The sequence below is a fragment of the Prevotella sp. 20925_1_30 genome (genome assembly GCF_041433025.1).
Lineage (GTDB): Bacteria > Bacteroidota > Bacteroidia > Bacteroidales > Bacteroidaceae > Prevotella > Prevotella vespertina.
The window spans coordinates 96355-119678 of record NZ_JAPWAR010000003.1 but is presented as its reverse complement, the minus strand read 5'-3'; the positions used below and the strand labels follow the sequence as shown (position 1 = coordinate 119678).

Below are 23324 nucleotides of genomic sequence, written 5' to 3'. Positions count from 1 at the left end.
AAATTTATTCCTCCAATTTTTCAATGCATTTCATAATGTCTTCTATATAAGCTTCTGCATCAGGACTCTTTGTCCAATAATTATTGTCTCCAGTCATCGGAGAATAATATTTCATAAAAACATGCTTCGTGCATGGTGGTACAAAAGAGGATGTTGTCTTCTCTTCTTTTTCTAAAATAAATTGTTTTTGGTCCTTAGAAAGCTTAGGTATTGGAATTAAAATTCCTCTATCTTTGCTAATAATGATACGACGTTTAGCAGAGAATATTGCATTTCCATAACTGCGATTGGTTGAAGCGTCGAGTAGTGTGTAATTCCATAGACTATTCTTTTCTTCCTGTTCCCATCTGTCTGGTTGTGGAACATTAGCCTTAATCTCATTAAAAATATCTTCCCTTTCGGAGTCGGACTTTACTTCAAAGTATTTCTGGATAAGCATCTGAATAGATTTAGAAACACCCAAGAAAACATTTGTTAACCATTCCTTCTGTGTCTCTATATCATTTTCTTCGTTATATGTAAACGAATTTATATGCTCCACATCCCAGTTTTCCAATTTGTAAAGATGAAATGGGAATTTATAGAAAGTTCCTAATTTGTACTTATCATTGTTTATTTTATTTTCGTTTTGGTTGATTATTGTCTGAATGTTATGGAAAAGTAGGACTGGTTTATATTTCCTTTTAGCATTACCATTAGGATCCTTAGTTTCTAAACAGTTGTCAATGATTTTCTTTATTTCACTCTTCAAGTAGCTAACAAAAGTGTTCTTGTTTCTTTCCTTACTCCATTTATAAAGGAGTTCTCCTGCATTATTGTAATTACTTGTCTCTATGAGGAACCCTACATAATGATAGAGTTGTAAATCATCATACCATTCCATAAATGTATGGAAATAAGATTTAACGGATGACCAGCAGTAATCTACGTTAGATTCTTTCTGCTTAAAATATTCTGTAAAGTAACGAAAAGTTCTATATTCATCACTACCAATTCTCTCTAAACTCTCTTGGGGTAGATGAAGATAGTTTTGGTAACAAAGAATATCGAAGATGAAGTCTATACGAGTAGGATGTGAATAATCCTTTTCATGAAGGAAAAGCCAGAAATCATCTTTCTGTAAAGTGTATTCTATATTGTCCCATTCGGAGGCAATCTCTTGTTGGCGGAGTCTTCTTGCAAAGTCATCAACTTTCTTAAAATTTTCTCGGTTCAGCATCAGCGCCTTGATAAGTTCTGCATTAGTCAGGCTAATTTTACCAATGTTTAGACGAGTAAAAACCTTTATCGGATTTTCGTTTACAGATTCATACCAAATAAAACGTACGTTGTTAGCAACATCCTTCGTTTGTTTACTTGAATTGTCCTCATCATCAATTTCATAAGATAGCAATGTTTCGCAGAATCTTAATTTGCACTCTCTATTCTCTTCAAACCATTTCTTGATATAAAGAAAAGCAGTGGTCATGTGATAATAATCAACTGTGGTATAGTCTTCTTTATCACCCATTGTCTCAATAGAATTAAGAAATCCAGCCTTCTTGTTTGCATCGCGTTGGTATTTTATCTCATAAACTTCAGTAGGTTTACCAGCTACTTCTATAATTTCTTTTAATGATTTTAATATTAAAAAAATTGTGGTGAGGCGTTGTTGCCCATCAATAACTTCGTTCCAACTTTCATTAGGATCAAGGTTATATTTTATTTTCTCCTCAGTGGTCATAGAACGAACGACCAAGGGCTGCAGACAATAGAATTCTCCTGGTCCTTTCCTCTTTTTACTGGCAAATTCATTAATATCTTCAAGTAGCTCTTTAACTTGTTGTGTCGTCCATCGATAACCACGTTGGTAATCGGGAATAAAGAACTTCATATTAAGAAGTTCAGATACGGACTTAATTGTAATTTTGTTTTCTGTCATTTATTTATAGGTTATATAATATGGTTTATATGATTTCTATAAAATCTCACGTGCTATCCACGCACAAGCTTCCGCATCTGCGAGGGCGTGATGGTGGTCGGTTAGTTCATAACCACAGACAGAAGAAACCGTATGTAACTGATGGTCGGGGAGGTGAGGGAAGTGGCGTCGTGCAGCCTTCAGTGTATCGAGGAACTCATAATCAGGGTAATCCATTTGGTAGGTATAGAAGGATGCCTTCAGACAAGATTTGTCGAAAGATGCGTTATGGGCTACAAGTGGTAAGCCTTCAATCATAGGTTCTATCTGCTTCCATACCTCACAGAATACGGGTGCGCCGTCAGTATCTGCACACGTAAGCCCATGCACCTGCGTACATCGCCAATGATAGTAATTCGGTTCGGGCTGTATAAGTGAATAGAAGCTATCGACAATCTCTCCTCCTCTTACTACTACCACGCCCACCGAGCATACACTGCACCGCTCAAAGTTTGCTGTCTCAAAGTCAATCGCTGCAAAATCCTGCATAGTCTTCTATTTTAAATTAGGGTTAAAAGGAAACAGTTACGCTGATGGTCGTTGATGACACCGATTCCCTGCAGATGGCTATAGACTATCACCGAACCTATATACTTAAAACCTCGCCGCTTCATATCTTTAGCCACACGATCACTCAGTTCATTGCGTACACACGGTTCTTTCTGATGTTCGGGATAGACCATTGTCTGACTATTGGTAAAGCTCCAGATATATTTATCGAATGTTCCAAACTCTTCACGCACCTTACAGAACGCACGAGCATTCGCTATCATTGCCTTTACTTTCCGCTCGCTATGTATCATTCCTTCCTCCGCCGCTATACGACAAGCCTCATCATCTCTGAAGGTTGCCACCTTGTTGTAGTCAAAGTCAGCAAAGCATCTCCGAAAGACCTCCTGCTTCTTCAACATTAATAGCCATGACAAGCCACATGACATCGCCTCCATCAGCAAATACATATAGTGTTTACGATCATCATGAACGGGTCTGCCCCACTCTTCATCGTGATACTTCTGCAGCAATGGGTCTGTGTCTGCCCATACACATCTGTTCTTTTCCATCATTCATTAAGCACTTAAGCAAAACATCTAATCCTTAAGTTCGCTTGCAAAGATACCATTTTATTCTTATTCCATAAGTTGCTTGCACGCTATTTCCAATCTTTTTCTTACTTTTGCAAAGGCTTCTAACGCCCATAAAGATAAGAACCTATGGAACCCAACAATTCGTTTACGTTATTAGATAAGTATCAAATACCCGTAGTAGAGGCAAGCCACGGGTACCATCTTGTACTGGCTTCACCAGGATGTGGTAAGACACATATACTGGCAGAGAGAATAAGATATGCGAGAGAAAAGGGTGTGAGATACGAGGATATGCTCTGTCTTACGTTCACAAATCGTGCTGCAAGAGAGATGACGAATCGTATTCAGAAGGTTGTTGGAGGCGATAGCACAGAGCTGATGGTGGGTAATGTACATCGGTTCTGCTCTAAGTTCCTTTTCGAGCAAGATAAGATTCCTGCAGACTCAGCTATTATTGACGATGAGGAAGCCGTGAGTATCATTGCAGACTATCGTAACGAAGATGAGGAAGGAGTAACAAGAGACTTCAATAGATATAAAGGCTATCAGACGATTATCTTCTTCCAGCACTTCATCTATCAGATGGAACACCAGCATCCGTGGAAGTATTACCTCCACCCAGAGAGTTTCACGGATGATGACCGAGAGGCTATCAAGCAGATATGCAAGTCGCAGAAGAGAGAATATAACGAACAAGCTGTGATTGACATCTATCATCATGTACAGCAATACATGGACGAGGCCAACGTGCCAGGACTTGATGCAAAGACTGCCGATAGGATTCGTGTGTTGCTTTGGAAGATGTATTATGCTGCTTGTTATGCTCAATACAAAGAAGAGAACCATCTGCTCGACTTCGAAGACTTGTTACTCACGACTTACGACATTTACAGTACCGATGATACATGTAAGCGTTATAAGTGGATTCAGGTAGATGAAGTGCAAGACCTCAATGGTATGCAGCTCGCAATTATTGACCTGCTCACTGTCAAAGATAATCCTATGGTGATGTATCTGGGAGACGAACAACAAGCAATATTCTCTTTCATGGGTGCCAAAGTGGAGACTCTTACACTGCTCAAGATGCGGTGTAAGGGTAATATTCATCACCTACAACGAAACCATCGTTCACCAAAGTACCTGCTTGATGTCTTTAACGATTACGCAGAAAAACAACTGAAGATAGACCGTGAGTTACTTCCTGCCTCTGACAATGATGTGAAAGCTAAGCCCGATGATTTACGAATCATACATAGTAGTACGATTGACTCGGAACGACAAGAGGTTACAGATGTCGCTCGTAATCTTTATGCCCAAAACAAAGAAGAACGAACGGCAGTGATAGTCAGTTCTAATTCTGATGCAGATCATATTAGCGAGACGATGAACAAAGTAGGACTGACACACTTTAAGGTTTCTGGGCGCGACCTCTTTGATACACCCGATGTTAAGCTCTTACTGTCTCATCTCAGTGTTCTTGCCAACGAACATAACTCTATTGCATGGACACGTATAATGAAAGGTGTGCGTGCTTTTCCTTCACATGCTTTGGCACGACGCTTCAATTGGAAACTGAAGCAACTCGCACTTACGCCTTCCGACTTCCTTCTTTATCCTGATACTTGCTACACAGCAGAGTTTCTTAAAGCCTACGATGAAGAAGAAATGGTTGTATTCGATACTGAAACAACAGGCTTAAACGTATTTGCTGATGATATTATAGAGATTGCAGCTATGAAGATTAAAGGTGGGGAAATAGTTGGAGAGCCGCTCGACCTTTATATAAAGACTGACAAGCCTATCTTACCAAAGCTGGGAGACAAAGACAATCCTATGTATGCTATCTATCATGAGAAGCTCGCTGCAGAGGAACTTATCACTCCTCAAGAGGCCTTGCAACGCTTTCTAGCCTACATTGGAACACGTCCTATCCTCGGACATAACGCCAATTACGATTACAATATCATTGATAATTGTCTGCAAAGATATTGCAACGATACACTGAAAGCCCACAAGAACCCATGCTTCGACTCGCTAAAACTGATACGACTTCTCTCACCGAGCCTTCATTCTTATAAGTTAGAATCGCTATTAGAGACGTTCCAACTGACAGGAAAGAATAGTCATCAGGCTATTGATGACGTGGGAGCAACGGTGAGCCTCGTCCGTCTTTGTGCCGAAAAGGCACGTGAGAAGCAACCACAGCAACAGTCTTTTCTCCAACATCCAAAGGTAAAACCATTCATAAATACCCTTCGCAACAATTATGGAGAACTTTATTTGAATGGTGTTCAACATCTTTATGTATTAGCTACGAACGAAGAACCTGCCCTCGTTCAGGAACTATCGTCTGCTTACAACGCCTTGCGTGCTGATGGATTAATCAATGAGATTCCTCGGTTAGATTACGTTTTGCGTTATCTGCGCATAGATATGCTGACGGACAACACAATAGAAAATGCGCTTGTTCAGCAACTCTCCCAATATATTATGGATATCAACACACTAAAAGAAGCCGACTTCTGTAATAGTAAGAGTATCCGTGAGCGCGTTTATGTAACGACAGTGCATAAGGCAAAAGGACTGGAGTTTGACAACGTTATTGTCTTTGATGCAGCCGACGGACGTTATCCCAACGCCTTCAACAAGAGTAAAAAGCAAGACGAAGAAGATGCTCGCAAATTCTATGTAGCTATGTCACGTGCCAAGCGCCGTCTCTACATTGCCTATTCTCTACAAATGATTGACCGCTATGGTCGCGTGCATAACCGTGAATTGACACCCTTTATGGATGCAATACAGAATAGGTTTAATTAAAGAACGAATGCACATACACGTTATTAATGGAGACAATGAAGCAAAGTATTGGCTTGAACCCAAAATTGAATTAGCCAACAATTATGGCTTTTCGCAACATGAACTGAATAATATACGAAAAATAGTTGAGCAATATGGAGACGACTTCAAGGAATCATACCATCGACACATCGGTAAGCGTATTAATGATTAACGCACAAGGTATTATGCTGTCTGTTTGTGGCAACGATTATTTCTTATCTTATAATCGTATCCCATGGATGCGTGATGCCAGTATCAATAACGTATTAAATGTAAAGATGTCTGGTCGAAATGCGATTGAGTGGCCGGACTTGAACGTAGATCTTGAGATAGATAGCTTAAAGCACCCAGAACGCTATCCTCTCATTATTAAGCGTAATGAAATGGATTATGTAGGCGCATAACTTCTCGCTATTGAAAGGCTGGAACCGCAGACTCATATACTTTTCCATTCTTATCAACCCTTATACATATTGGGCATAATCGCTGACAGCCACCACTACGGCTGATATAATAAGTAGTATTGGGGCGCAAAGGAAGCCGTTGCATTCTGAGAGTATCATCATCTCGGACTATCCTACAACTAGATGGAAGATGGTTTATATAAAGTATAGAAGCTTCACCACGAGCCCAGCTCACATAAGATTGTTTATCAATAACAATGAAGTTATCCTCTACGCTATCACCTTCTACATACAGCCCTAACCCACATACACCACCATTATCTACTATGAAAGCTTGCTTATCAACATCCAAATGAAAGTTACTTCCTTCGTTACAGGCTCGCAAGAACAGCAATACAATATGAATGATCATCGTCACAGCGAGGATCGCTATAAGTTTCCTGATGTTATGTATATAAAAGGTGGTACGCATAAGCAAAGTACATTATCGGTTGCAAACATACTAAAATCATTGTAAACTTGCAACCTTATAATAAGTTATTGTACTATCTATCACTATTAAAAAATGTCTTTTCTATCGCGCCTTTAGATATGTTTTAATTAAAAAGCATTACCTTTGCCGCCAATAACAATTATATTATTAGGATAATGAAGTCAAAGAGATTAATCACAATGGGCTTGGCAATGCTAACGGTACTATCAGTCTTTGCTACCAACAACGCAGGCGCACAAGACGCAGTGTCAAGCCTTTTAGGAGGAACTATCTCCCTCATTACTTTCATCATATTTGCAGTACTTTATTTTATCTGGTACTTCTTCGTTGCAATCATGGCACGCAAGAGAAACAGAAGCGTAGCACTATGGATTTTCTTCAGCATACTAGGTACACCATTGTTGATGATGCTAATCCTCCTCTGCATTGGTAAAGACGAATCCGCTTACGACAGATATAACAATTAATAACGCACAGAGATAACAAACAATAGGTATATTACATTTATAGACTTACGATTATGACAAAAGAAAAGTTCTTCACCTCAATGGGATGGGTTGGTATGATAACATCAGTATTAATGTATATCTTCTATTTCCCACAAATACAGAATAACCTCGCAGGACACAAGGGAACCTTCATTCAGCCATTTATGGCAGGTATCAACTGTACCTTGTGGGTTGCATACGGACTATTCAAGGAGAAACGCGACTGGCCATTGGCTATTGCCAACACACCTGGTATTATCTTCGGCTTCACAGCTGCATTCACAGCACTATAAAACAAGGCAAAAGATAAACATATTACCCTCTCCAATCACATGATTAGAGAGGGTAATTGCGTTTATACACGTTAGGAATGACTATGAGAAACGATGATAAATGCCGAAGAATAATACAAGTAGAACCATGAAATACCATATTCTCTCCGTACCTTTGTACCATGATTAAGATTACAGAAGCACGAAAAGAACAGGCGGCAGTGATAGCACGAATGATTATGGAGGCTATGAACCACGAGTGCTGCCTGTGGTTTGCTGGACCAGAACATACGTTAGATGAGTTCCATCAGTTGATGACTAAGTTAGTTGAACGTGAGGATTCGCAATATTCCTATCGTAACACACTGGTAGCTATGACGGAGAACAACGATATAGCGGGCGTATGTGTAAGCTATGATGGAGCTAAGCTCCACGAATTACGCCAAGCATTTATAGACGGGGCTAAGCAGACTTTCGGTAGAGACTATTCCAACATGGAAGACGAAACAGCAGCTGGTGAACTTTATATCGACTCTCTCTGCGTCAGCAATAACCACAGGGGTCGAGGCATTGCCACAAAACTTCTCCGTGCTACTATCGAGAAGGGCGAACGCATGAACCTACCGACAGGACTATTAGTAGACACTGGCAACCCGCAAGCCGAGCGACTCTACAAGCGCATAGGCTTCACGTTTGTAGGTGAAAACACATGGGGCGGACACCCAATGCGACATCTACAGAAACATAACTCATAAGCGTTCCTCTTTGTTTCAAACCTTGAAACGATGTGTTCAGAACCCTATTTGCGCTCTTTATCTAATAGGTTTCCGCATTCTTTCTCACCCGTTCCCCATTTCTTTTCCATGCGTCTTGCGTCTTTGACTTCCGTATCTTTTCTTAGTCTCATCATGATGAAACCAGTGTCTCTTCGTGATGAAACCAGTGTCTCTTCATGATGAAACTTGTGTCTCATCACGATGAGACTAACTTTATATGCGTGTATAAAGGATGCGCAACACGTTAGAAAAGAATGGGGAACAGGTGATAAAGAATGCTGGAACAGGTGGAACACGATTCGCAAACAGGTGAGAAAGATTGGGCGAACCCGTTTCACTCTTTCTAACCAAACATACATAAAGATCAGAACAACTATCATTGACTCATATTATAAGGGATATCTAATCTATCAAGTCACGTTAAAAACAGCGTAAAGGCTTGTTATTTTAAAGGAATAAGACTATCTTTGCAGCAGAAGGAATATAGATACTATAATATAAGAAGGTGATGATTAGCTCCAATATACAACCGCTTATCCATAAGATACAAGGCTTTCTAACCAGTCAGCCCATAGAGCGTGCATGGTTATTCGGCTCATCTTCGCGTGGAGAGGAACATGCACAAAGCGACTTAGATTTGATGGTTAGATACGATCAGCACGCTCGTATCACACTATTCACTATCTCACGAATTATGCTCCAACTAAAAGAACTGACGGGAAAGGATATAGATTTAGTGGAAGAAGGATGTCTACAACCTTTTGCCAGCAAATCGGCTAATCAAGATAAGATTCTTATTTATGAGAGAAAAGATAAAAGATAAGGGACGACTTGAGCATATCTTAAATGCTATCAACACGCTTCTAACCTATAAAGATAGATATCACTTCGAAGATATTAAGGATGACCCCATCGTATTCTTTGGTTTCGTTAAGCATGTTGAAATCATTGGGGAAGCTGTGTATATGCTTACAAAAGAGTTTAGAGCACAACATCCAGAGATAGAATGGGATGTTATTGAGAATATGCGTCATGTCCTTGTACATGGTTATTACACCATAAAACCACAACAGGTATGGGACACGATAGAAACTGACATTCCTACTCTAAAGCCAGAAATAGAACGACTTATCAAAGAAGAAGAAGAAAGACTATAACCATGAAAACACCTTATTTATTTGCCTATCTCTACCCTTTATAGTATCTTTGCACGCGCAATAGGTTCATTAACATTACATGATTAAAAAGGGAAAGCGGTGAGATTCCGCTACTGTCCCGCAGCTGTAAGTTGTCTGTCACAGGTAAACATAAGCCACTGATAACGAATGATTGGGAAGGCGTTTACCTTCTTTTGATAACAAGTCAGAATACCTGCCATTGCAAGTCATTGCATCTCTCGAGGAAGGGCACTGCATAGAACCATTATGATACATTATAAGAAGATGAGGCAACTGGCTTCTTTCTTACTGTTGTTATGCCCTTTGAGTATGACAGCACAAACCGTAACCAATGACTCCACACAGACGATAGAGGAGGTGGTGGTCAAAGGCTTCCGTATTCCTGGGAATGTATTGGCAAGTACACCGATACAGACACTGTCACACACGGATATGGAGCGTCTCGGCATACACGATATGGGCGATGCCCTGAAACGCTTTGCTGGTGTGCAAGTGAAAGACTATGGTGGTGTAGGCGGTATGAAGACGGTCAACATCCGAGGCTTAGGGGCTGGGCACACGGGCGTTACGTATGACGGAGTACAGGTGGGCGACTGCCAGAGTGGACAGGTAGATCTCTCCCGCTTCACACTAGATAACGTCTCACTCGTCAGCTTGCAGATTGGACAAGAGGACAATATCTATCAGAGTGCAAAGGCTTATACCTCAGCAGGACTCATCAATATCAGTACGTTACAAGGCGTATCCGATCGCAAGCCACACCTCACAACAACACTGCGCACGGGTAGCTATGGGCTCTTTTCGCCCTCCCTACTCTATCATCAGCAGTTCTCACGTCTTGGGATTGGCGCATACACAAGCTACGAAAGAGCTGACGGAGTTTATTGGTTCACGCTAAAGAATGGTATCAAGACCATCCATGAGCGTAGAAACAATAGTGACATACAGACGTGGCGAGGTGAACTGAATATGAACTATCAACTCACGGATAAGCAGACATTGCAGTGGAAGGCTTACGGTTTCACATCAAACAGAGGATTGCCAGGGGCTGTCATCTATGACAACACGTATTCGGCAGAACGGCTGAAAGATAAGAATGTCTTTACGCAAATGCTCTATGAGAACCGATTTAGCAATCGCATCAAGATGAAAGCGGCTGCTAAATGGAATTACGCTTGGTCGCGCTACTCTGATATACCTGCTAGTGGATATAAAGAAGATACCTACCGACAGAACGAGACTTACCTTACAGCGACGCTGTGGACAAATCCTTTGCAGGGATTAAACCTTTCCTTCGCACAGGATTATGCGCATAACCATCTATCCATGACGCTTCCGAAAGCTGCCAACCCTACCCGCAACTCACTGTGGACAGCCTTAGCAGCCAACTATCAGATAGGTCCTTTCAGTGTCAATGCCTCTCTTCTTGCAACGAACATCTATGAAAGTGTAAAGCAAGGGAACGCTTCCAACGGATTCCACAGACTATCGCCTGCCTTCAGTATGCAGTGGCGTTGTCTGCAAGACCTCCGCTTCCGCTTTGGATATAAGGACATCTTCCGTACTCCAACACTTAATGAACTTTATTATACAGGTATCGGTAACCGCCATCTGAACCCAGAGAAGTCACGTTTGTGGAACCTTGGTGCCACTTACTCGCACACCTTTAATCGTACACTCCAGCTTTCTTTGACCGCTGATGGGTATTTCGGCAATGTCACCGATAAGATTATTGCGGTACCAAAGATGTTCTATTGGCAGATGATGAACGCTGGGAAGGTGCGCCAATTAGGGCTGGATGTATCAGCAAACATTGAGAAGAGATGGGGTAATGATTGGTCCGTAAGTGCGACTGGCAGCTATAGTTACCTAAGTGCAACCGATAGGACTGATCCTTCGGAGCTATCCTATGGAGACCAAATAGCTTATACACCTCACCATTCAGGCTCTGCAAACATATTGATACACTCTCCTTGGCTAGATCTTGGATACAATGTCCTCCTTATGGGAGAACGATATACTTTAGGATATAACATTCCACATAACCGTATGTCAGCCTTTACCGACCATAGCATCACACTCTCTCGGGAGTTCAACATCAATAAGCAGCAATTACGAGTACAGTTAGATGTCCGCAATCTTGGCAACAAGAATTATGAGGTTGTTCGCTTCTATCCAATGCCAGGTACCAACTGGCGACTGTCTGTAAGCTGGGAACTTTGAGTAAAGAACGATTAAGTAAAACCAATTATAAACAAAACAATGAAGACAATGAAAAAGAATCTACTAGCGTTAGGCATTATCCTCATGTCTGCGCTCACATTCACTGCTTGTAGTGATGACAATGGCTATGATGATGGCGTCCAACCAAGCCTGTCAAGTACTAACACCTACATTCCTTGTGCTGGTAATTACATGAAGAATGACGGCACCGTAGGTCTGCTTGACTATAATACGGGGAATCGTCCCAATGCACCATTCCTTTATTATGACGCATATCAGGCACAGAATGGTACAGGGATTGGCGATGCACAAGACCTTATCATCGTTGGTAACAAAATTATCGTTACAAGTACTAGTTCGTCAAAGCTTGAAATTCTTAACCGTTTAGGGAAATTAGAGCATAGAGTGAAACTCCATAACACACAACCAAGATTCTTGGCTACAGATGGTAAGTACGTCTATTTCTCTGCTTATACGGGTAAAGTATATAAAGTAAATCCCAATGACTATAAGAAAACTATTATCGATTCAGTTATCGTTGGCTCACATCCAGAGGCTCTCTCTGTGGCTAATGGCAAGCTTTATGTCAATATGAGTGACTATAACTATGACGGGATAGGAAAGTCAGTATCAGTAGTCGACCTCAATACCTTTAAGAAGATAAAGGAACTCCAAGTTGCTTTGAATCCCTACGACCAAAGCTATTCTGTTGATGATAAGGTTTACTTCGCCTCTTCATTCCATGGGGAGGATGCTGCTGTGCAAGTCATTGATGCCAAGACCGACCAAGTCACAACGCTGTGCAAAGCCAACATCTTTGGTTATGATAAGACAAAGAACAGATTGATTTGCTTCTCTACCCAATACGACTACACACTTAAACGTTTTGTGGTAAACAAAGCTTTTACATATGACATAGCAACAAAGGAGCAGAAAGAATTAAACTTAGAAGGTCTTATTTCCCCATCACAGGTTAGCGTAGACAGTAAAGGCTACATCTACGTTATTGACACTCCCAAGTATTCAGAACCTAGCAGGGTGTTCTATTATAGCCCTGAAGGTAAGCTGATTCAAGGTCCTATCCTTGTAGGATATGATGCACACAAGATTAAATTTGCTAATTAAACACCCCTACACTTTCTTAGCAAATCCTTTTCTCATCCCCTGCAAACAGTACTATTTACTCCCCTCTCCATCTCGGAGAGGGGTTGGGGGTGAGGCTTTTTTTCTTCTTTTCCTTGCCCATTCCATTTAATCTTATTACCTTTGCGCCCGTTAAGTGAGAATTAACTTATTAATAATGATGTTACAAACAACTAAATTCAATCAAGCTAACGTTTGCGCCTTATATAATAAAGGTGTAAATGCACGTGCTATTGCATTGGATTCTTTAACATCTAAAAACGAGAAAAAGACAGCAAATTATTTGGTAGTTCCAAATAATTGTATACTCTCTCTCTCTCTCTCTCTCTCTCTCTCTCTCTCTCTCTCTCTAGTAGAGCAGGCGTAAACTACACATTTTTTCTTCTCGCATACGCGCGCGCGAAGCGTGCCGTAACCCTTGTAAACAAAGGACTTCTAGGAGTTTCCTTTGTTCTTTTTTTGTGTCTGCACCTAAACCGAAATATAGAGAAATTAAGCACAAGATAACAACAATTTTTTATCAATAAAACAATGGGAAAAAAGAAACAAAAGAAGAACTATTCTGCACCTAATTGCGTAATAGTTCAGGTAAACGAAACCACTAATTTAATGGCGGGGTCTCCTTTTAATGGTCAGCACAACCCAGCAACACCTGGAGGAACCATCAGCAGTGCTAAGCAAGCACCAGCATGGCAGGGAGCTGACAATGAGAACGAAGACGATTTTTCCGCTTGGGAAGACTAACAGAGAGTTATTAACAAAGAGAACTAAGTAAAAATGAAGAAAACAATGAAACGACATTCATTCATCACACGACTAGCATCTTTGGCTGTCGTGTGTGGTTTAACATTAGCCTTTGCCTCTTGTGCGAATGATGATTTAGCACAGAACGGCAAAACCTCCACTGACGATAAAGGGTTAACCGCATTCAGCACTGGCGAACCAGCAACACGCACAACCATGGAGGCAGATGGCAAATTCTATTGGGAAGCAGGCGATAAGATTTGGGTAAAGGACGATAGCGGCAATTGGAAGCAAAGTAGTAACTCACCAACGGGCAAGACAGCCTCTTTCAAGTTCTTAATGCCTGGTAAATACACTGCCAAATCTTCATACGAAGTTTATTATCCTGGTAAGAATGGTAATCAAAACCAAGTAACCATCTCTGCGAATCAAACGCAAACAGAGCCTAACACCACCGCTCACTTCGGCGAGTCAGGTGATTGCGGTATAGCCAAAGCAACACGCAACGCAACAAGCCACGAGTTTGAGTTCGCACTCGACCACAAGGCAGCTTACCTTGTTTTTAAGCCTTATACAAGCAACGATGTACTAAAGTATTGCTATCTCACGAAGATCGAAGTAACATCAGATAATGATATAACAGATACCTACACACTTGATCCAACGGCAGCAACAGGCACAGGCGCATTGACTGGTACAGGTTCAGGAAATAAGATAGAACTTATAACAAAAGGTAATTCAGGCAGTACATACCCAAATGGTTTCCCTTTGACAAACACTTCTGCCAGCCTAACAACCAATGGTGCTTATATGGTTATCAAGCCCGGTACACACACATTAAGAATTCGTTACTGGGTAAAGGATGTTGCGACACAAATAGAGGGAACCATTACCAAGATTATTCCTTCTCATACCTTTGCAAAGAATGAATATGTCAACATGGAAGCTGACCTGCAAATAAAGAACTACGACGGCGACAAATACTATATGTGGGATGCAGAGAAACAATATTGGGAAGGTTACGAATGGACAAAGAACTTGCCAGGAGACACAGGTCAGCCAACCCTTAATAATCACAGTTCATCAAACTATGCCCAGAGTAGTAGCGACCCTAACAATCGTTGGTACAACACAAGTTACCCAGGTAACGGCATAAGCAACCCCGCCATCCACTCATGCAAAGACCTTCCAAACGTGAACGAGATGTCTTGGTACGCCATGTATGGCGATCCGCGTTGGGATAAAGACGAGCTATGGACTACTATGGGTCATTTATATAAAGGTGGCATGTGGTTTAAGAAGAAGTCTATATTGCAAGCAGAAAATCATTACGACACAGAAAAATCTGCCGATAATACAACCGACTTACGTACAACATACAAGTACTACGAGAACACCAGCAGTAGTATCAATTCAGGTCTCCCTTCCGCATCCGAGGCAGGCAACTACTTTTACCTGCCCGCCTTGGGTGGCTACAGCTCTGGTCAGCTGAGCACCGTTGGCTACTACGGCTACTATTGGTCGTCAAGTGCTTACCCAAAGGGAAGCGACAGCGCATACGTCCTGTACTTCTTCAAAGGTAAAGTCCGCATGCGCTACGACTACCGCGACTACGGGTTCAGTGTCGAGCCAACATTCGAGTAGTCCGTGCGCTTGTTCGTGGTCTGTTTTGTACCCAGCGAATGGGTAGAGTTGTACCCAGCGAAGAAGTACGATCGTACCCAGCGAATGGGTAGGGGGGTTACCCAGCGAATGGGTACGATGCTACCCAGCAGCTGGGTACAAGACGACCCAACCGCAGGGTATAAAAACACATAAAAAAGGCATCAAAAAGATGTTGATATATTAATCTAATGTTTAATTAAAAACCAAATCAAAATGATTGAATTTAAAGTTGCGCCTCGTAAGGCGACAATGGGAAAAATGAAGGGGAAAATGGTGTATATCGCCGTACCGAAAGGTCAACAGAAGATCTCGCCCGAAATGGTGTTAGAACGTATTGTTCGTGAAACCTCATTGACGGAGGGTGATGCACGAAACGTGATTATCACATTACGTAACCTTATCCTTGAATGTGCACGCATGGGAACAGGCTTAGATCTCGGCGACATCTTCTCTTTGCGTGTGAACGTGCCCTCAAAGATGGAAGAAAACGAGAAGGATGTATGCGCCAAGAGCCTTAAAGCTCCGAAGTTGACATTGACTTGGAAAGAGTCCGGTGCGTAAGGCGTTGAAGGAGTTGCAGGTGGATGTGGATAACCCAGCGCGAAAAAAAGGCAAGAAGCAGGAGAACACTAAACCTTCTTCGAAAGAGAAAGAGGAGAATGGACCACAGTTAGATTAGAAAGCCCTTCTACCCCCAGTAAGGAGAGAGCCATATCAAAACTCGCATTTGAGTGCTGATATGGCTCTTTCCATTGTCTTTGAGAGTAGGCTTTGAACTCCTACAATGGTGTGGTAAAGATAAATGTACGGATAACCCAATAAGAGAGAATACCGCATAGATAGCCTAAGAAAGCTATCCACGAAATCTTCTTCATGTACCAACCAAAGGTAATCTTCTCCAATCCCATTACGACAACACCTGCCGCAGAACCAATGATAAGGATGGAACCACCCACTCCAGCACAATAAGCTAATAGCTGCCAGAAGATACCATCAACTGCCATGTCGCCTGTTGCCTGAATTGGATACATACCCATACTACCTGCAACAAGAGGTACATTATCGACTATAGACGAGAGAACACCAATGACACCTGTCACTGCATAATGGTTACCTTGGAAGAAGCTGTTTAATCCTCCACCAAGTTCATGTAATACTCCCACCTCCTCAAGACAGGCAACAGCCATCAAAATACCAAGGAAAAAGAGGATGGTTGACATATCAATACGACTCAACAGATTGGTGACACGCTTAGAGAAGTCTTCGCTATCGCCCTTAGCACGATGTAGATTGCGATAGAATATCTCTGTAATCGTCCAAAGAACACCAAGGACAAAGAGGATACCAACGAATGGAGGAAGGTCTGTGAAGTAATGGAATACTGGTACGAAACAGAGTCCACCCACACCAATAGCAAAGATTATCTTGCGTTGTGAGCCATTGAACTCTAATAGTTCAGTATCACCAGAATGGTCGGTCTCTAACATATCACCACCTAACTTGCCTTTTAATAAGAACTGAAGAACAAAGGCTGGGATAATCATTGATATAAGAGATGGAATAAAAATCTCGCTTATCACGCCACCAGCTGTTATCATTCCCGCATTCCACAACATGATAGTTGTCACATCACCGATTGGAGAGAAAGCACCACCCGAGTTGGCGGCAATGATAACCAATGACGCATAAATCATACGATCCTTATGATCTTGAACGAGCTTGCGGAGAATCATAATCATCACAATACTTGTAGTCAAGTTGTCCAAGATAGCTGAAAGGAAGAAGGTCATGAAGGCTATCTTCCATAATAAACTACGCTTTGACTTAGAACGCATCACATTCTTTACCCAGTTGAAACCACCATTCTGATCAACAATCTCAACGATTGTCATCGCTCCCATGAGGAAGAAAAGCGTGGTTGCAGTGTCACCAAGATGTTCGGTTATCAACTTGTTGGCAAATGTGACTAACTGATCACCCACACCCTTAAACTCTGGGTGCATCAGTTGTACAAAAGGTGAAGGGTCGACCATGTAAAGAACCCAACATACAACAAACATCAACAGAGCTATTGCAGCTTTGTTGATTTTCGTCAAACTCTCCATTGCTATGAGCGCATACCCCAAGACGAAGGCGACGATAATAGAAATCGTTAGTGTAGACATAAATAAAATTGATTCGATTATTCTTTGGCGCAAAGGTAAGCAAAAGAAGTGAGTTGGCAACATAAACTATTCAAATTAATTCAGCGAATGAATGTCAGATTCATCAAATTGTAGTATCTTTGCCAATATTCAAACACTCAACACGAATGAACGACGAAATACAATCCCTTGTTGAACAACTCAACGCTGCATCTGATGCTTATTATAATGGTCGAGAAGAAATCATGACCAACTATGAGTGGGATGCAGCCTTTGACCGATTAAAGAAGTTAGAAGAGGAAACGGGAATTATCTTACCTGATTCTCCTACACAAAATGTATCTGCTGATAATCTTACTGGTCAGAAAGAGGAACATGAGTTCCCTGCTCTATCTTTAGCAAAGACAAAGAAGGTGGCAGAACTTGCAAAGTGGGCAGAGAATAGACCTATTTGGCTCTCATGGAAGTTAGATGGTTTGACACTTGTTGTTACATACGATAATGGGAAACTGACAAAGGTTGTCACGCGTGGTAATGGTCACATTGGGACAAATATCACCCATCTATCTAAGGCTATTGACGGAATCCTACAGGCAATACCCTATAAAGGACATCTTGTGATTCGTGGTGAGGCAGTTATCAGTTATCCTGACTTCGAGCAATTCAATATGGAATCAGAAGAGGAATATGCTAATCCTCGTAACCTTGCATCAGGTTCATTGACGTTGAAGAACATCAATGAAGTGAAAGAACGCCATATCCGTTGGATTCCGTTTACCCTTGTCTATGAAGAAGAAGAGATTATCTCATGGGGCAATCGTATGGCATGGCTAGAACAACAAGGCTTTAAGCCAGTAGACAGAGAACTCATTGAGCAACCCACAGAAGCAAATATCCAAGCTGTCATTGATCGCTGGACAGAACGGGTAACAGGCAAGAGTTCCTCACCTTTCCCCTATCCCGTTGACGGCTTAGTCATCACATACGATGATACTGCCTACGCCGCAACAGGTTCAGTAACAGGGCATCATGCGACACGTGCTGGTTATGCTTTCAAATGGCAGGATGAGAGTGCGGAAACAGAATTAGAATATATAGAATGGTCTTGTGCAGCCTCAACCATATCTCCCGTTGCCGTATTCAAGCCCGTTGAACTAGAAGGAACAACTGTAAAGCGTGCCTCGCTCTGTAATATCTCTGAATGTGAGCGACTGGGGATTGGCGATAAGGGAACAAAGATAGCTGTTATCAAAGCAAATAAGATTATCCCAAAGGTAATCAATGTTGTTGAGCGATTAGGCGTATTCCATATACCTGAGGTATGCCCTGTATGCCAATCAGCAACAGAGGTAACTGAGAGTGAGAGTAGTGGAACAAAGACGTTGCATTGCACCAACACGCATTGTCCTGCAAAGCAACTCAAGAAGTTCGGACGCTTTGTTTCAAAGGAAGGAATCAATATTGATGGACTATCCGAACAGACAATACAGAAGTTTATCAATCTTGGTTGGGTACGTGAATATGCAGACTTATTCCATCTCAACAACCATGCTTCAGAACTACGAACAATGGAGGGATTTGGAGACAAGAGCGTTAGCAAGTTACTTACAGCCATTGAGAAAGCTCGTGACGTGGAAGCGCATCGCTTACTCTTTGCATTAAATATACCACTTATCGGGCGTGATGTTTGCAATCGTTTGTTATCAGCTTATCAAATAGCAGACCTATTCCATACAGCTACTGAAGCTACCACCGAAGATGTCTTTGCTACTATTGCAGGCATTGGACCAGAAAAGAGTGCCAGCTTTGTTAGATGGATGAAGGATAAAGATAACTATTCCATGCTGCAACAGCTATTAGTAGAACTCAATATTAGTCAGTCTTCATCTGCGCCAACTGGTAATAGTTGCGAAGGACTAACGTTTGTTATCACTGGCGATGTGCATCATTATAAGAATCGTAATGAGCTGAAGGCTTACATTGAGAATCAAGGGGGCAAAGTAACAGGCTCTGTCTCTAAGTCAACCAGCTTCCTTATTAACAACGATGTAGAAAGTTCTTCTGGCAAAAATAAAAAGGCAAAGGAGCTCTCTATTCCAATTATCTCTGAAGAAGAATTCATTGCTCGATTTGTGCAGATGGAAGCTAATCCTTCTCCAACTAAAGAAGGCTCATTGTTCTAAGATGGGTCTTTCTCTATAAAGATGGTTCAAGAATAGCTTTTACTACTTAACAAAAACAATTTAAATAACCCTTTAACACCCTTCTCAAAATGAAGAATATTGATCAACGGAGAATAGCACTAGCCATTGTCACATTCATTTGTACGATAGCATGTGCACAAGTGCCAGGAGACTATATCTCTACACATTTCAAAAAGGGAGATACTCTCCAATACACCTATAAGCTATCGATTAAAGCAGAGGACCCAACTACAAGAAAGCCCATAGAGATTCCTTATGGTGTCTATGATAATTTATCTTTCAGTCCAGCATTGTCTTACTATCTACTCTATGAAAATAGAGAATCCTACGAATCAACATTTACATTAACTGTACGGGAAGTGACACCTTATACTTATACCATGCGGTTACAGGTTCAACAGAGTCCTTATGGGGATAATATCAATGGTAACCCGGATTTAATTACTCCTAAGTTCACTACTGGATTACTAAAAGAAAAAGGTATCTTAATCACCTTTAATAAAAATATGAGTAATTATATGCCCACCAATTCGAATGAAACAATAAATGATCTTGTAGACTACCTCTACGCACACAGAGAAGAAAACGAACTTATTAAAAAATTTACTGGTGTAGTTCCAAAGGAGGAATTTAAGCAAGAATTCACCCAATCTGAAGATGTCACTTCTTTTATATCATTAATTATAAACCTCTCGGCTCCAGGGCTTGGTATGCTACCTGAGATTTATGGACGTAAGTACACACCAGAAGTGGTACATTATAAAGAGATACCATCAGATAAGAAAGGCTCTCATCCTCTCAAGATAGAAGAAACAACTTCTTTCAACTCGGATGGCTGGCTAAATGAATACAATAGAACTGTTACCTTTAAACAACCAAGGTCACTTATTGTTTCACATGAATCGCTTATTAGGCAGGTTAAACAATAAAGTGAATCGGCACCATTTTCATCAACCATTAACAAGATAAGGTATGCGCACATCACAATCCATTCTTCATAATAATTTATCCAACGCAGGACACAAATCATACATAAGTATCTGGCTTGGATTATGTCTCTTGCTTATTTCTTTACCTACTTCTGCTCAGAATGCAATAGAGATAGGTGATGAAATTACTTATGAGTTCTCCAACTCGTGGTCCTATTCAGCCAAAGGAGATTCTACTGACAATGAGGTTAGAATATTCCAGCCCACACAACAACAACTTATCTATCCTTACGCTCCATTGTATAAATCAACTCCAGACAGCGTTTACTCTAGCTTCACCCTTACAGCACTTAACTCTTCTACCTATGGAAGGGTATTCCGTTTGCATATCAATCAACCCTGTTGTACCCTTAACAGATATGGAATACCTCTCGATTCTATCTTACAAATCATAATGGAACATGATGTTATCCTAGCCTATTCTTCCTTATTAGACCAATACATCATTTGTAACATGCATGACTTCTATCCTTCATTAGACAAGATTCTTCAGCATGGGATTCCTAACGAGTTCTTATTACAAACAGATGATTATAAGTTAAGTCAACCTTCTCTCAATATGGTTTCTCTCAATGTTTTAAAATATGCAATCAATGCTTTTTGCCCAGGACTAAGTCTTGCTATTATGGCACAGAGTATTCCTTGGCAAGACAAGGTAACCATCACCGGGAAACCATTAGATGGGAGTAGTCGGACAATGAGCTACTGCAACACAACTGATAAGGTTTCAGATGAGAATTTCTACAGGGACATAAAGAGTGAAGAATATGTCAGCGATTATATGTTTGATTATGTCAATGGAAATTCAGAAGAAGAGATAGATTCCGTAGAAGTAGACTCTATATCAGATGATAGTATTGACTATGAAGCGGTTTGTGATACAGCCATAGCAGAAGTAGTGGATGATGACACAGACTCTGTTGTCATAGACACGACCGAAATTGACAATGAATGTGATTCGCTAACCGAAGATTTTCATCCACTCTATAATAAGATAAAGATACATATCACCCCTGATGGGTTTGTGGCTGAATACAATATAACTAGCACTATCAAATTTGGAACGGCTCTGTGGGAACGCCGGATAAGATTACGCAGAAAGAACAACTAACTAAAAACAATAAATTATGAAACAGTTAACAGGAATATTTGCCATTATCGTGGCTGTATTATGTCTTGTCATGCTACCAAAGACAAGTAGAGCGCAAAGTTGTAAGACGAGTAACAATGAGAAGAAAGATGCTGAGAAAAAGAAAGGTAAGGTTCTTATTGTTTTCTTCTCTCACACAGGAGAGAACTACGCTGTGGGGAATATCGAAGTGGGCAACACAAAGATGGTGGCTGACTACATTCGAGATGTGACAGGGGGTGATGAGTTTGAAGTGGTAAGAGAAACTCCTTATCCTAAGACTTACAAGGAAGTAGTTGAGGTTGCAAAGAAGGAGAGATACGGCAAAGAATATCCTCCGTTCAAAGGAAAGGTCAACAACATTGACGACTATGATGTTGTGTTCCTTGGTGGTCCAGTCTGGATTCATAGCTATCCGCAGGTTATGTTCACCTTTATGAAACAGTATGACTTGAGTAATAAAACCCTCATTCCTTTCCTCACGCACGAAGGAAGTGGACTAGGTTATGCTGTTCGAGACATCAAAGAGATTTATCCTAATGCCAATATCCTTAGTCCCGAAGCCTTTTATGGTCATGAGGTTCGTACAGACATGAGTAAGGTTAAAGCGTGGTTAGAGGCTCTAGGCTATAAGAAATAGAGAGATTGACGAAATATACTTTCGTACCCCACAACTTATACTTCCGTGCCCCACGAAATGTACTTTCGTCAATTACATGATAGCAACTTTATAAGGTTGATTATTAAAAGGATTATAAAAAAGGCTCACAACAATTATTGTGAGCCTTTTTAAGTTTACTATTCAACGAACTCGTTTATTTCGTCAACTCCAAAGCAAGACACAGAAAGCTTACTATCTACTCTGTTAGGGTTACTAATGCTAACACAATATTCTCCGGCATCGTCTATATCGACGGTAAGCAACAAAGAACTATTACCATAACGCTTATATGTAAAATCCTTTTCTTGCCTATTATAACCACCATAAGTTATTTTACCTGTTAATTCATTTTGCCTTGCTAAAGACAACTTACGAGTTTTACTTACAGAAAACTGTGAAATCTTAATAAAAGATTTTGGATCTTCATTTACATCTGGTACCCTTATGAGAATAACCACTTTCCCTTTAGGAATCCTTACAGGAGAAGCCTCCGGCTTTACGTATAGTTTAGTTTCTGGTCCCCATAACTGGTCTTTAACCTTAACTTGCCCAATAGCTCTTTCCATTTTTATATATGTATTATCTTCTAAATTACATATAAAGGCATCACCATTAAACTCTGGTTCAGGAAATATAAGACTAGTAGAATTCTGATTAGCAGTTTTTTCGTCTGTAATATCTATTCGCCCAAGAATAGAATGCTCTACATAGGCAACCCTTGCCTTCTCTATATCAAACTCTGTTCCTGCCCTCATATAAATTATGGTATTTCCTTTTAGACTCAATATAGAATCAACATAAAATCCATCTTTCGCTAAAGGCTTAATAAAATTTCTAGAACTTTGAGCATTAAGAGACATAGTTGCCAACAAAGCTACCAATAATATGAGAATCCTTAAGTTTTTCATTCGTAAAATTATATCAATGA

At 40.8% G+C, this 23324-nt stretch carries 25 protein-coding genes, 1 pseudogene and 1 riboswitch; of the genes and pseudogenes, 19 read left to right on the top strand and 7 right to left on the bottom strand.

The features are described 5' to 3' along the window. Positions 1-4: 4 nt before the first annotated feature. From O3603_RS02520 to O3603_RS02510, 3 genes are read right to left on the bottom strand one after another with little or no spacing between them, the layout of a single operon-like run. Positions 5-1921 carry a DUF262 domain-containing protein gene (locus O3603_RS02520; protein WP_371520241.1) on the bottom strand — a complete coding sequence of 639 codons (1917 nt, stop codon included), beginning with the start codon at positions 1919-1921 and terminating at the stop codon, positions 5-7. A 36-nt stretch (positions 1922-1957) separates the two neighbouring features. Continuing rightward, positions 1958-2449 carry an exonuclease domain-containing protein gene (locus O3603_RS02515; RefSeq protein WP_371520238.1) on the bottom strand — a complete coding sequence of 164 codons (492 nt, stop codon included), beginning with the start codon at positions 2447-2449 and terminating at the stop codon, positions 1958-1960. Between the two features lie 11 nt (positions 2450-2460). Beyond that, positions 2461-3021, bottom strand: a complete 561-nt coding sequence (locus O3603_RS02510) for a DNA-3-methyladenine glycosylase I (protein ID WP_371520320.1) — start codon at positions 3019-3021, stop codon at positions 2461-2463. A 150-nt stretch (positions 3022-3171) separates the two neighbouring features. On the opposite strand from O3603_RS02510, the gene O3603_RS02505 reads away from it, so the two are divergent. Genes O3603_RS02505 through O3603_RS02495 form a run of 3 tightly spaced genes read left to right on the top strand, consistent with a single transcriptional unit; the run spans position 3172 to position 6287 of the window. After that, on the top strand, positions 3172-5862 hold the full coding sequence (locus O3603_RS02505; protein ID WP_371520235.1) for a 3'-5' exonuclease: 2691 nt from the start codon (positions 3172-3174) through the stop codon (positions 5860-5862). Next, complete coding sequence (locus tag O3603_RS02500) at positions 5837-6055, top strand: DUF4160 domain-containing protein (protein WP_371520232.1); 219 nt, start codon at positions 5837-5839, stop codon at positions 6053-6055. Before O3603_RS02505 ends, O3603_RS02500 begins: the two co-directional genes overlap by 26 nt. Beyond that, the gene (locus tag O3603_RS02495) at positions 6048-6287 is read left to right on the top strand and encodes a DUF2442 domain-containing protein (protein WP_004382653.1); all 240 of its coding nucleotides are present in this window, start codon (positions 6048-6050) and stop codon (positions 6285-6287) included. The genes O3603_RS02500 and O3603_RS02495 overlap by 8 nt, the downstream gene beginning before the upstream one ends. Positions 6288-6294: 7 nt before the next feature. Here the strand turns inward: O3603_RS02495 and O3603_RS02490 are convergent, their stop codons facing one another. Next, complete coding sequence (locus O3603_RS02490) at positions 6295-6699, bottom strand: hypothetical protein (RefSeq protein WP_371520317.1); 405 nt, start codon at positions 6697-6699, stop codon at positions 6295-6297. A 236-nt stretch (positions 6700-6935) separates the two neighbouring features. Between O3603_RS02490 and O3603_RS02485 the strand changes: the two genes are divergently transcribed. From O3603_RS02485 to O3603_RS02475, 3 genes are all read left to right on the top strand, one after another. Beyond that, positions 6936-7247, top strand: coding sequence for a hypothetical protein (locus O3603_RS02485; protein WP_371520229.1), 312 nt, complete (start codon positions 6936-6938; stop codon positions 7245-7247). A 53-nt stretch (positions 7248-7300) separates the two neighbouring features. Further along, complete coding sequence (locus tag O3603_RS02480) at positions 7301-7561, top strand: SemiSWEET family transporter (RefSeq protein WP_371520226.1); 261 nt, start codon at positions 7301-7303, stop codon at positions 7559-7561. A 161-nt stretch (positions 7562-7722) separates the two neighbouring features. Next, positions 7723-8295 (top strand): GNAT family N-acetyltransferase, encoded by a 573-nt coding sequence (locus O3603_RS02475; protein WP_371520223.1) that lies wholly within the window; start codon positions 7723-7725, stop codon positions 8293-8295. 44 nt (positions 8296-8339) lie between these two features. Here O3603_RS02475 and O3603_RS02470 read toward each other — a convergent pair whose 3' ends face one another. Further along, positions 8340-8513, bottom strand: a complete 174-nt coding sequence (locus O3603_RS02470) for a hypothetical protein (protein WP_371520220.1) — start codon at positions 8511-8513, stop codon at positions 8340-8342. Between the two features lie 311 nt (positions 8514-8824). Between O3603_RS02470 and O3603_RS02465 the strand changes: the two genes are divergently transcribed. From O3603_RS02465 to O3603_RS02425, 9 genes and pseudogenes are all read left to right on the top strand, one after another. After that, the gene (locus tag O3603_RS02465; protein WP_024985737.1) at positions 8825-9139 is read left to right on the top strand and encodes a nucleotidyltransferase family protein; all 315 of its coding nucleotides are present in this window, start codon (positions 8825-8827) and stop codon (positions 9137-9139) included. Then, the gene (locus O3603_RS02460; protein WP_288954004.1) at positions 9117-9473 is read left to right on the top strand and encodes a HepT-like ribonuclease domain-containing protein; all 357 of its coding nucleotides are present in this window, start codon (positions 9117-9119) and stop codon (positions 9471-9473) included. Before O3603_RS02465 ends, O3603_RS02460 begins: the two co-directional genes overlap by 23 nt. A 45-nt stretch (positions 9474-9518) precedes the next feature. Beyond that, a riboswitch (cobalamin riboswitch) is annotated at positions 9519-9710 on the top strand. Between the two features lie 30 nt (positions 9711-9740). Continuing rightward, complete coding sequence (locus tag O3603_RS02455) at positions 9741-11717, top strand: TonB-dependent receptor plug domain-containing protein (RefSeq protein ID WP_371520216.1); 1977 nt, start codon at positions 9741-9743, stop codon at positions 11715-11717. Positions 11718-11765: 48 nt separating this feature from the next. Further along, positions 11766-12842: a YncE family protein gene (locus O3603_RS02450; protein WP_371520314.1), complete on the top strand. Its 1077-nt coding sequence runs from the start codon at positions 11766-11768 to the stop codon at positions 12840-12842. A gap of 175 nt (positions 12843-13017) precedes the next feature. Beyond that, positions 13018-13227, top strand: coding sequence for a hypothetical protein (locus O3603_RS02445; protein WP_371520213.1), 210 nt, complete (start codon positions 13018-13020; stop codon positions 13225-13227). A gap of 164 nt (positions 13228-13391) precedes the next feature. Further along, complete coding sequence (locus O3603_RS02440; RefSeq protein WP_371520211.1) at positions 13392-13604, top strand: hypothetical protein; 213 nt, start codon at positions 13392-13394, stop codon at positions 13602-13604. 33 nt (positions 13605-13637) lie between these two features. Then, on the top strand, positions 13638-15248 hold the full coding sequence (locus O3603_RS02435) for a hypothetical protein (RefSeq protein ID WP_371520208.1): 1611 nt from the start codon (positions 13638-13640) through the stop codon (positions 15246-15248). A 15-nt stretch (positions 15249-15263) separates the two neighbouring features. After that, positions 15264-15422 carry a hypothetical protein gene (locus tag O3603_RS02430; protein ID WP_371520205.1) on the top strand — a complete coding sequence of 53 codons (159 nt, stop codon included), beginning with the start codon at positions 15264-15266 and terminating at the stop codon, positions 15420-15422. Positions 15423-15482: 60 nt separating this feature from the next. Then, positions 15483-15948 (top strand): annotated as a pseudogene (locus O3603_RS02425) (DNA-binding protein). 100 nt (positions 15949-16048) lie between these two features. Here O3603_RS02425 and nhaD read toward each other — a convergent pair. Then, entirely contained in the window at positions 16049-17434 is a 1386-nt protein-coding gene (gene nhaD / locus O3603_RS02420) for a sodium:proton antiporter NhaD (protein WP_371520202.1), read from the bottom strand. A 146-nt stretch (positions 17435-17580) separates the two neighbouring features. On the opposite strand from nhaD, the gene ligA reads away from it, so the two are divergent. The 4 genes from ligA to O3603_RS02400 all read left to right on the top strand — a co-directional run bounded on the left by ligA (position 17581) and on the right by O3603_RS02400 (position 22375). Continuing rightward, the gene (gene ligA / locus O3603_RS02415; protein ID WP_371520199.1) at positions 17581-19596 is read left to right on the top strand and encodes an NAD-dependent DNA ligase LigA; all 2016 of its coding nucleotides are present in this window, start codon (positions 17581-17583) and stop codon (positions 19594-19596) included. 89 nt (positions 19597-19685) lie between these two features. Next, positions 19686-20546: a hypothetical protein gene (locus O3603_RS02410; RefSeq protein ID WP_371520196.1), complete on the top strand. Its 861-nt coding sequence runs from the start codon at positions 19686-19688 to the stop codon at positions 20544-20546. Positions 20547-20589: 43 nt separating this feature from the next. Next, positions 20590-21717, top strand: a complete 1128-nt coding sequence (locus O3603_RS02405) for a hypothetical protein (RefSeq protein WP_371520193.1) — start codon at positions 20590-20592, stop codon at positions 21715-21717. Between the two features lie 16 nt (positions 21718-21733). Continuing rightward, positions 21734-22375, top strand: coding sequence for a flavodoxin (locus O3603_RS02400; protein ID WP_009434955.1), 642 nt, complete (start codon positions 21734-21736; stop codon positions 22373-22375). Positions 22376-22533: 158 nt separating this feature from the next. On the opposite strand, the gene O3603_RS02395 is transcribed toward O3603_RS02400, so the two are convergent. After that, positions 22534-23304 (bottom strand): hypothetical protein, encoded by a 771-nt coding sequence (locus O3603_RS02395; protein WP_371520190.1) that lies wholly within the window; start codon positions 23302-23304, stop codon positions 22534-22536. Between the last annotated feature and the right edge of the window lie 20 nt (positions 23305-23324).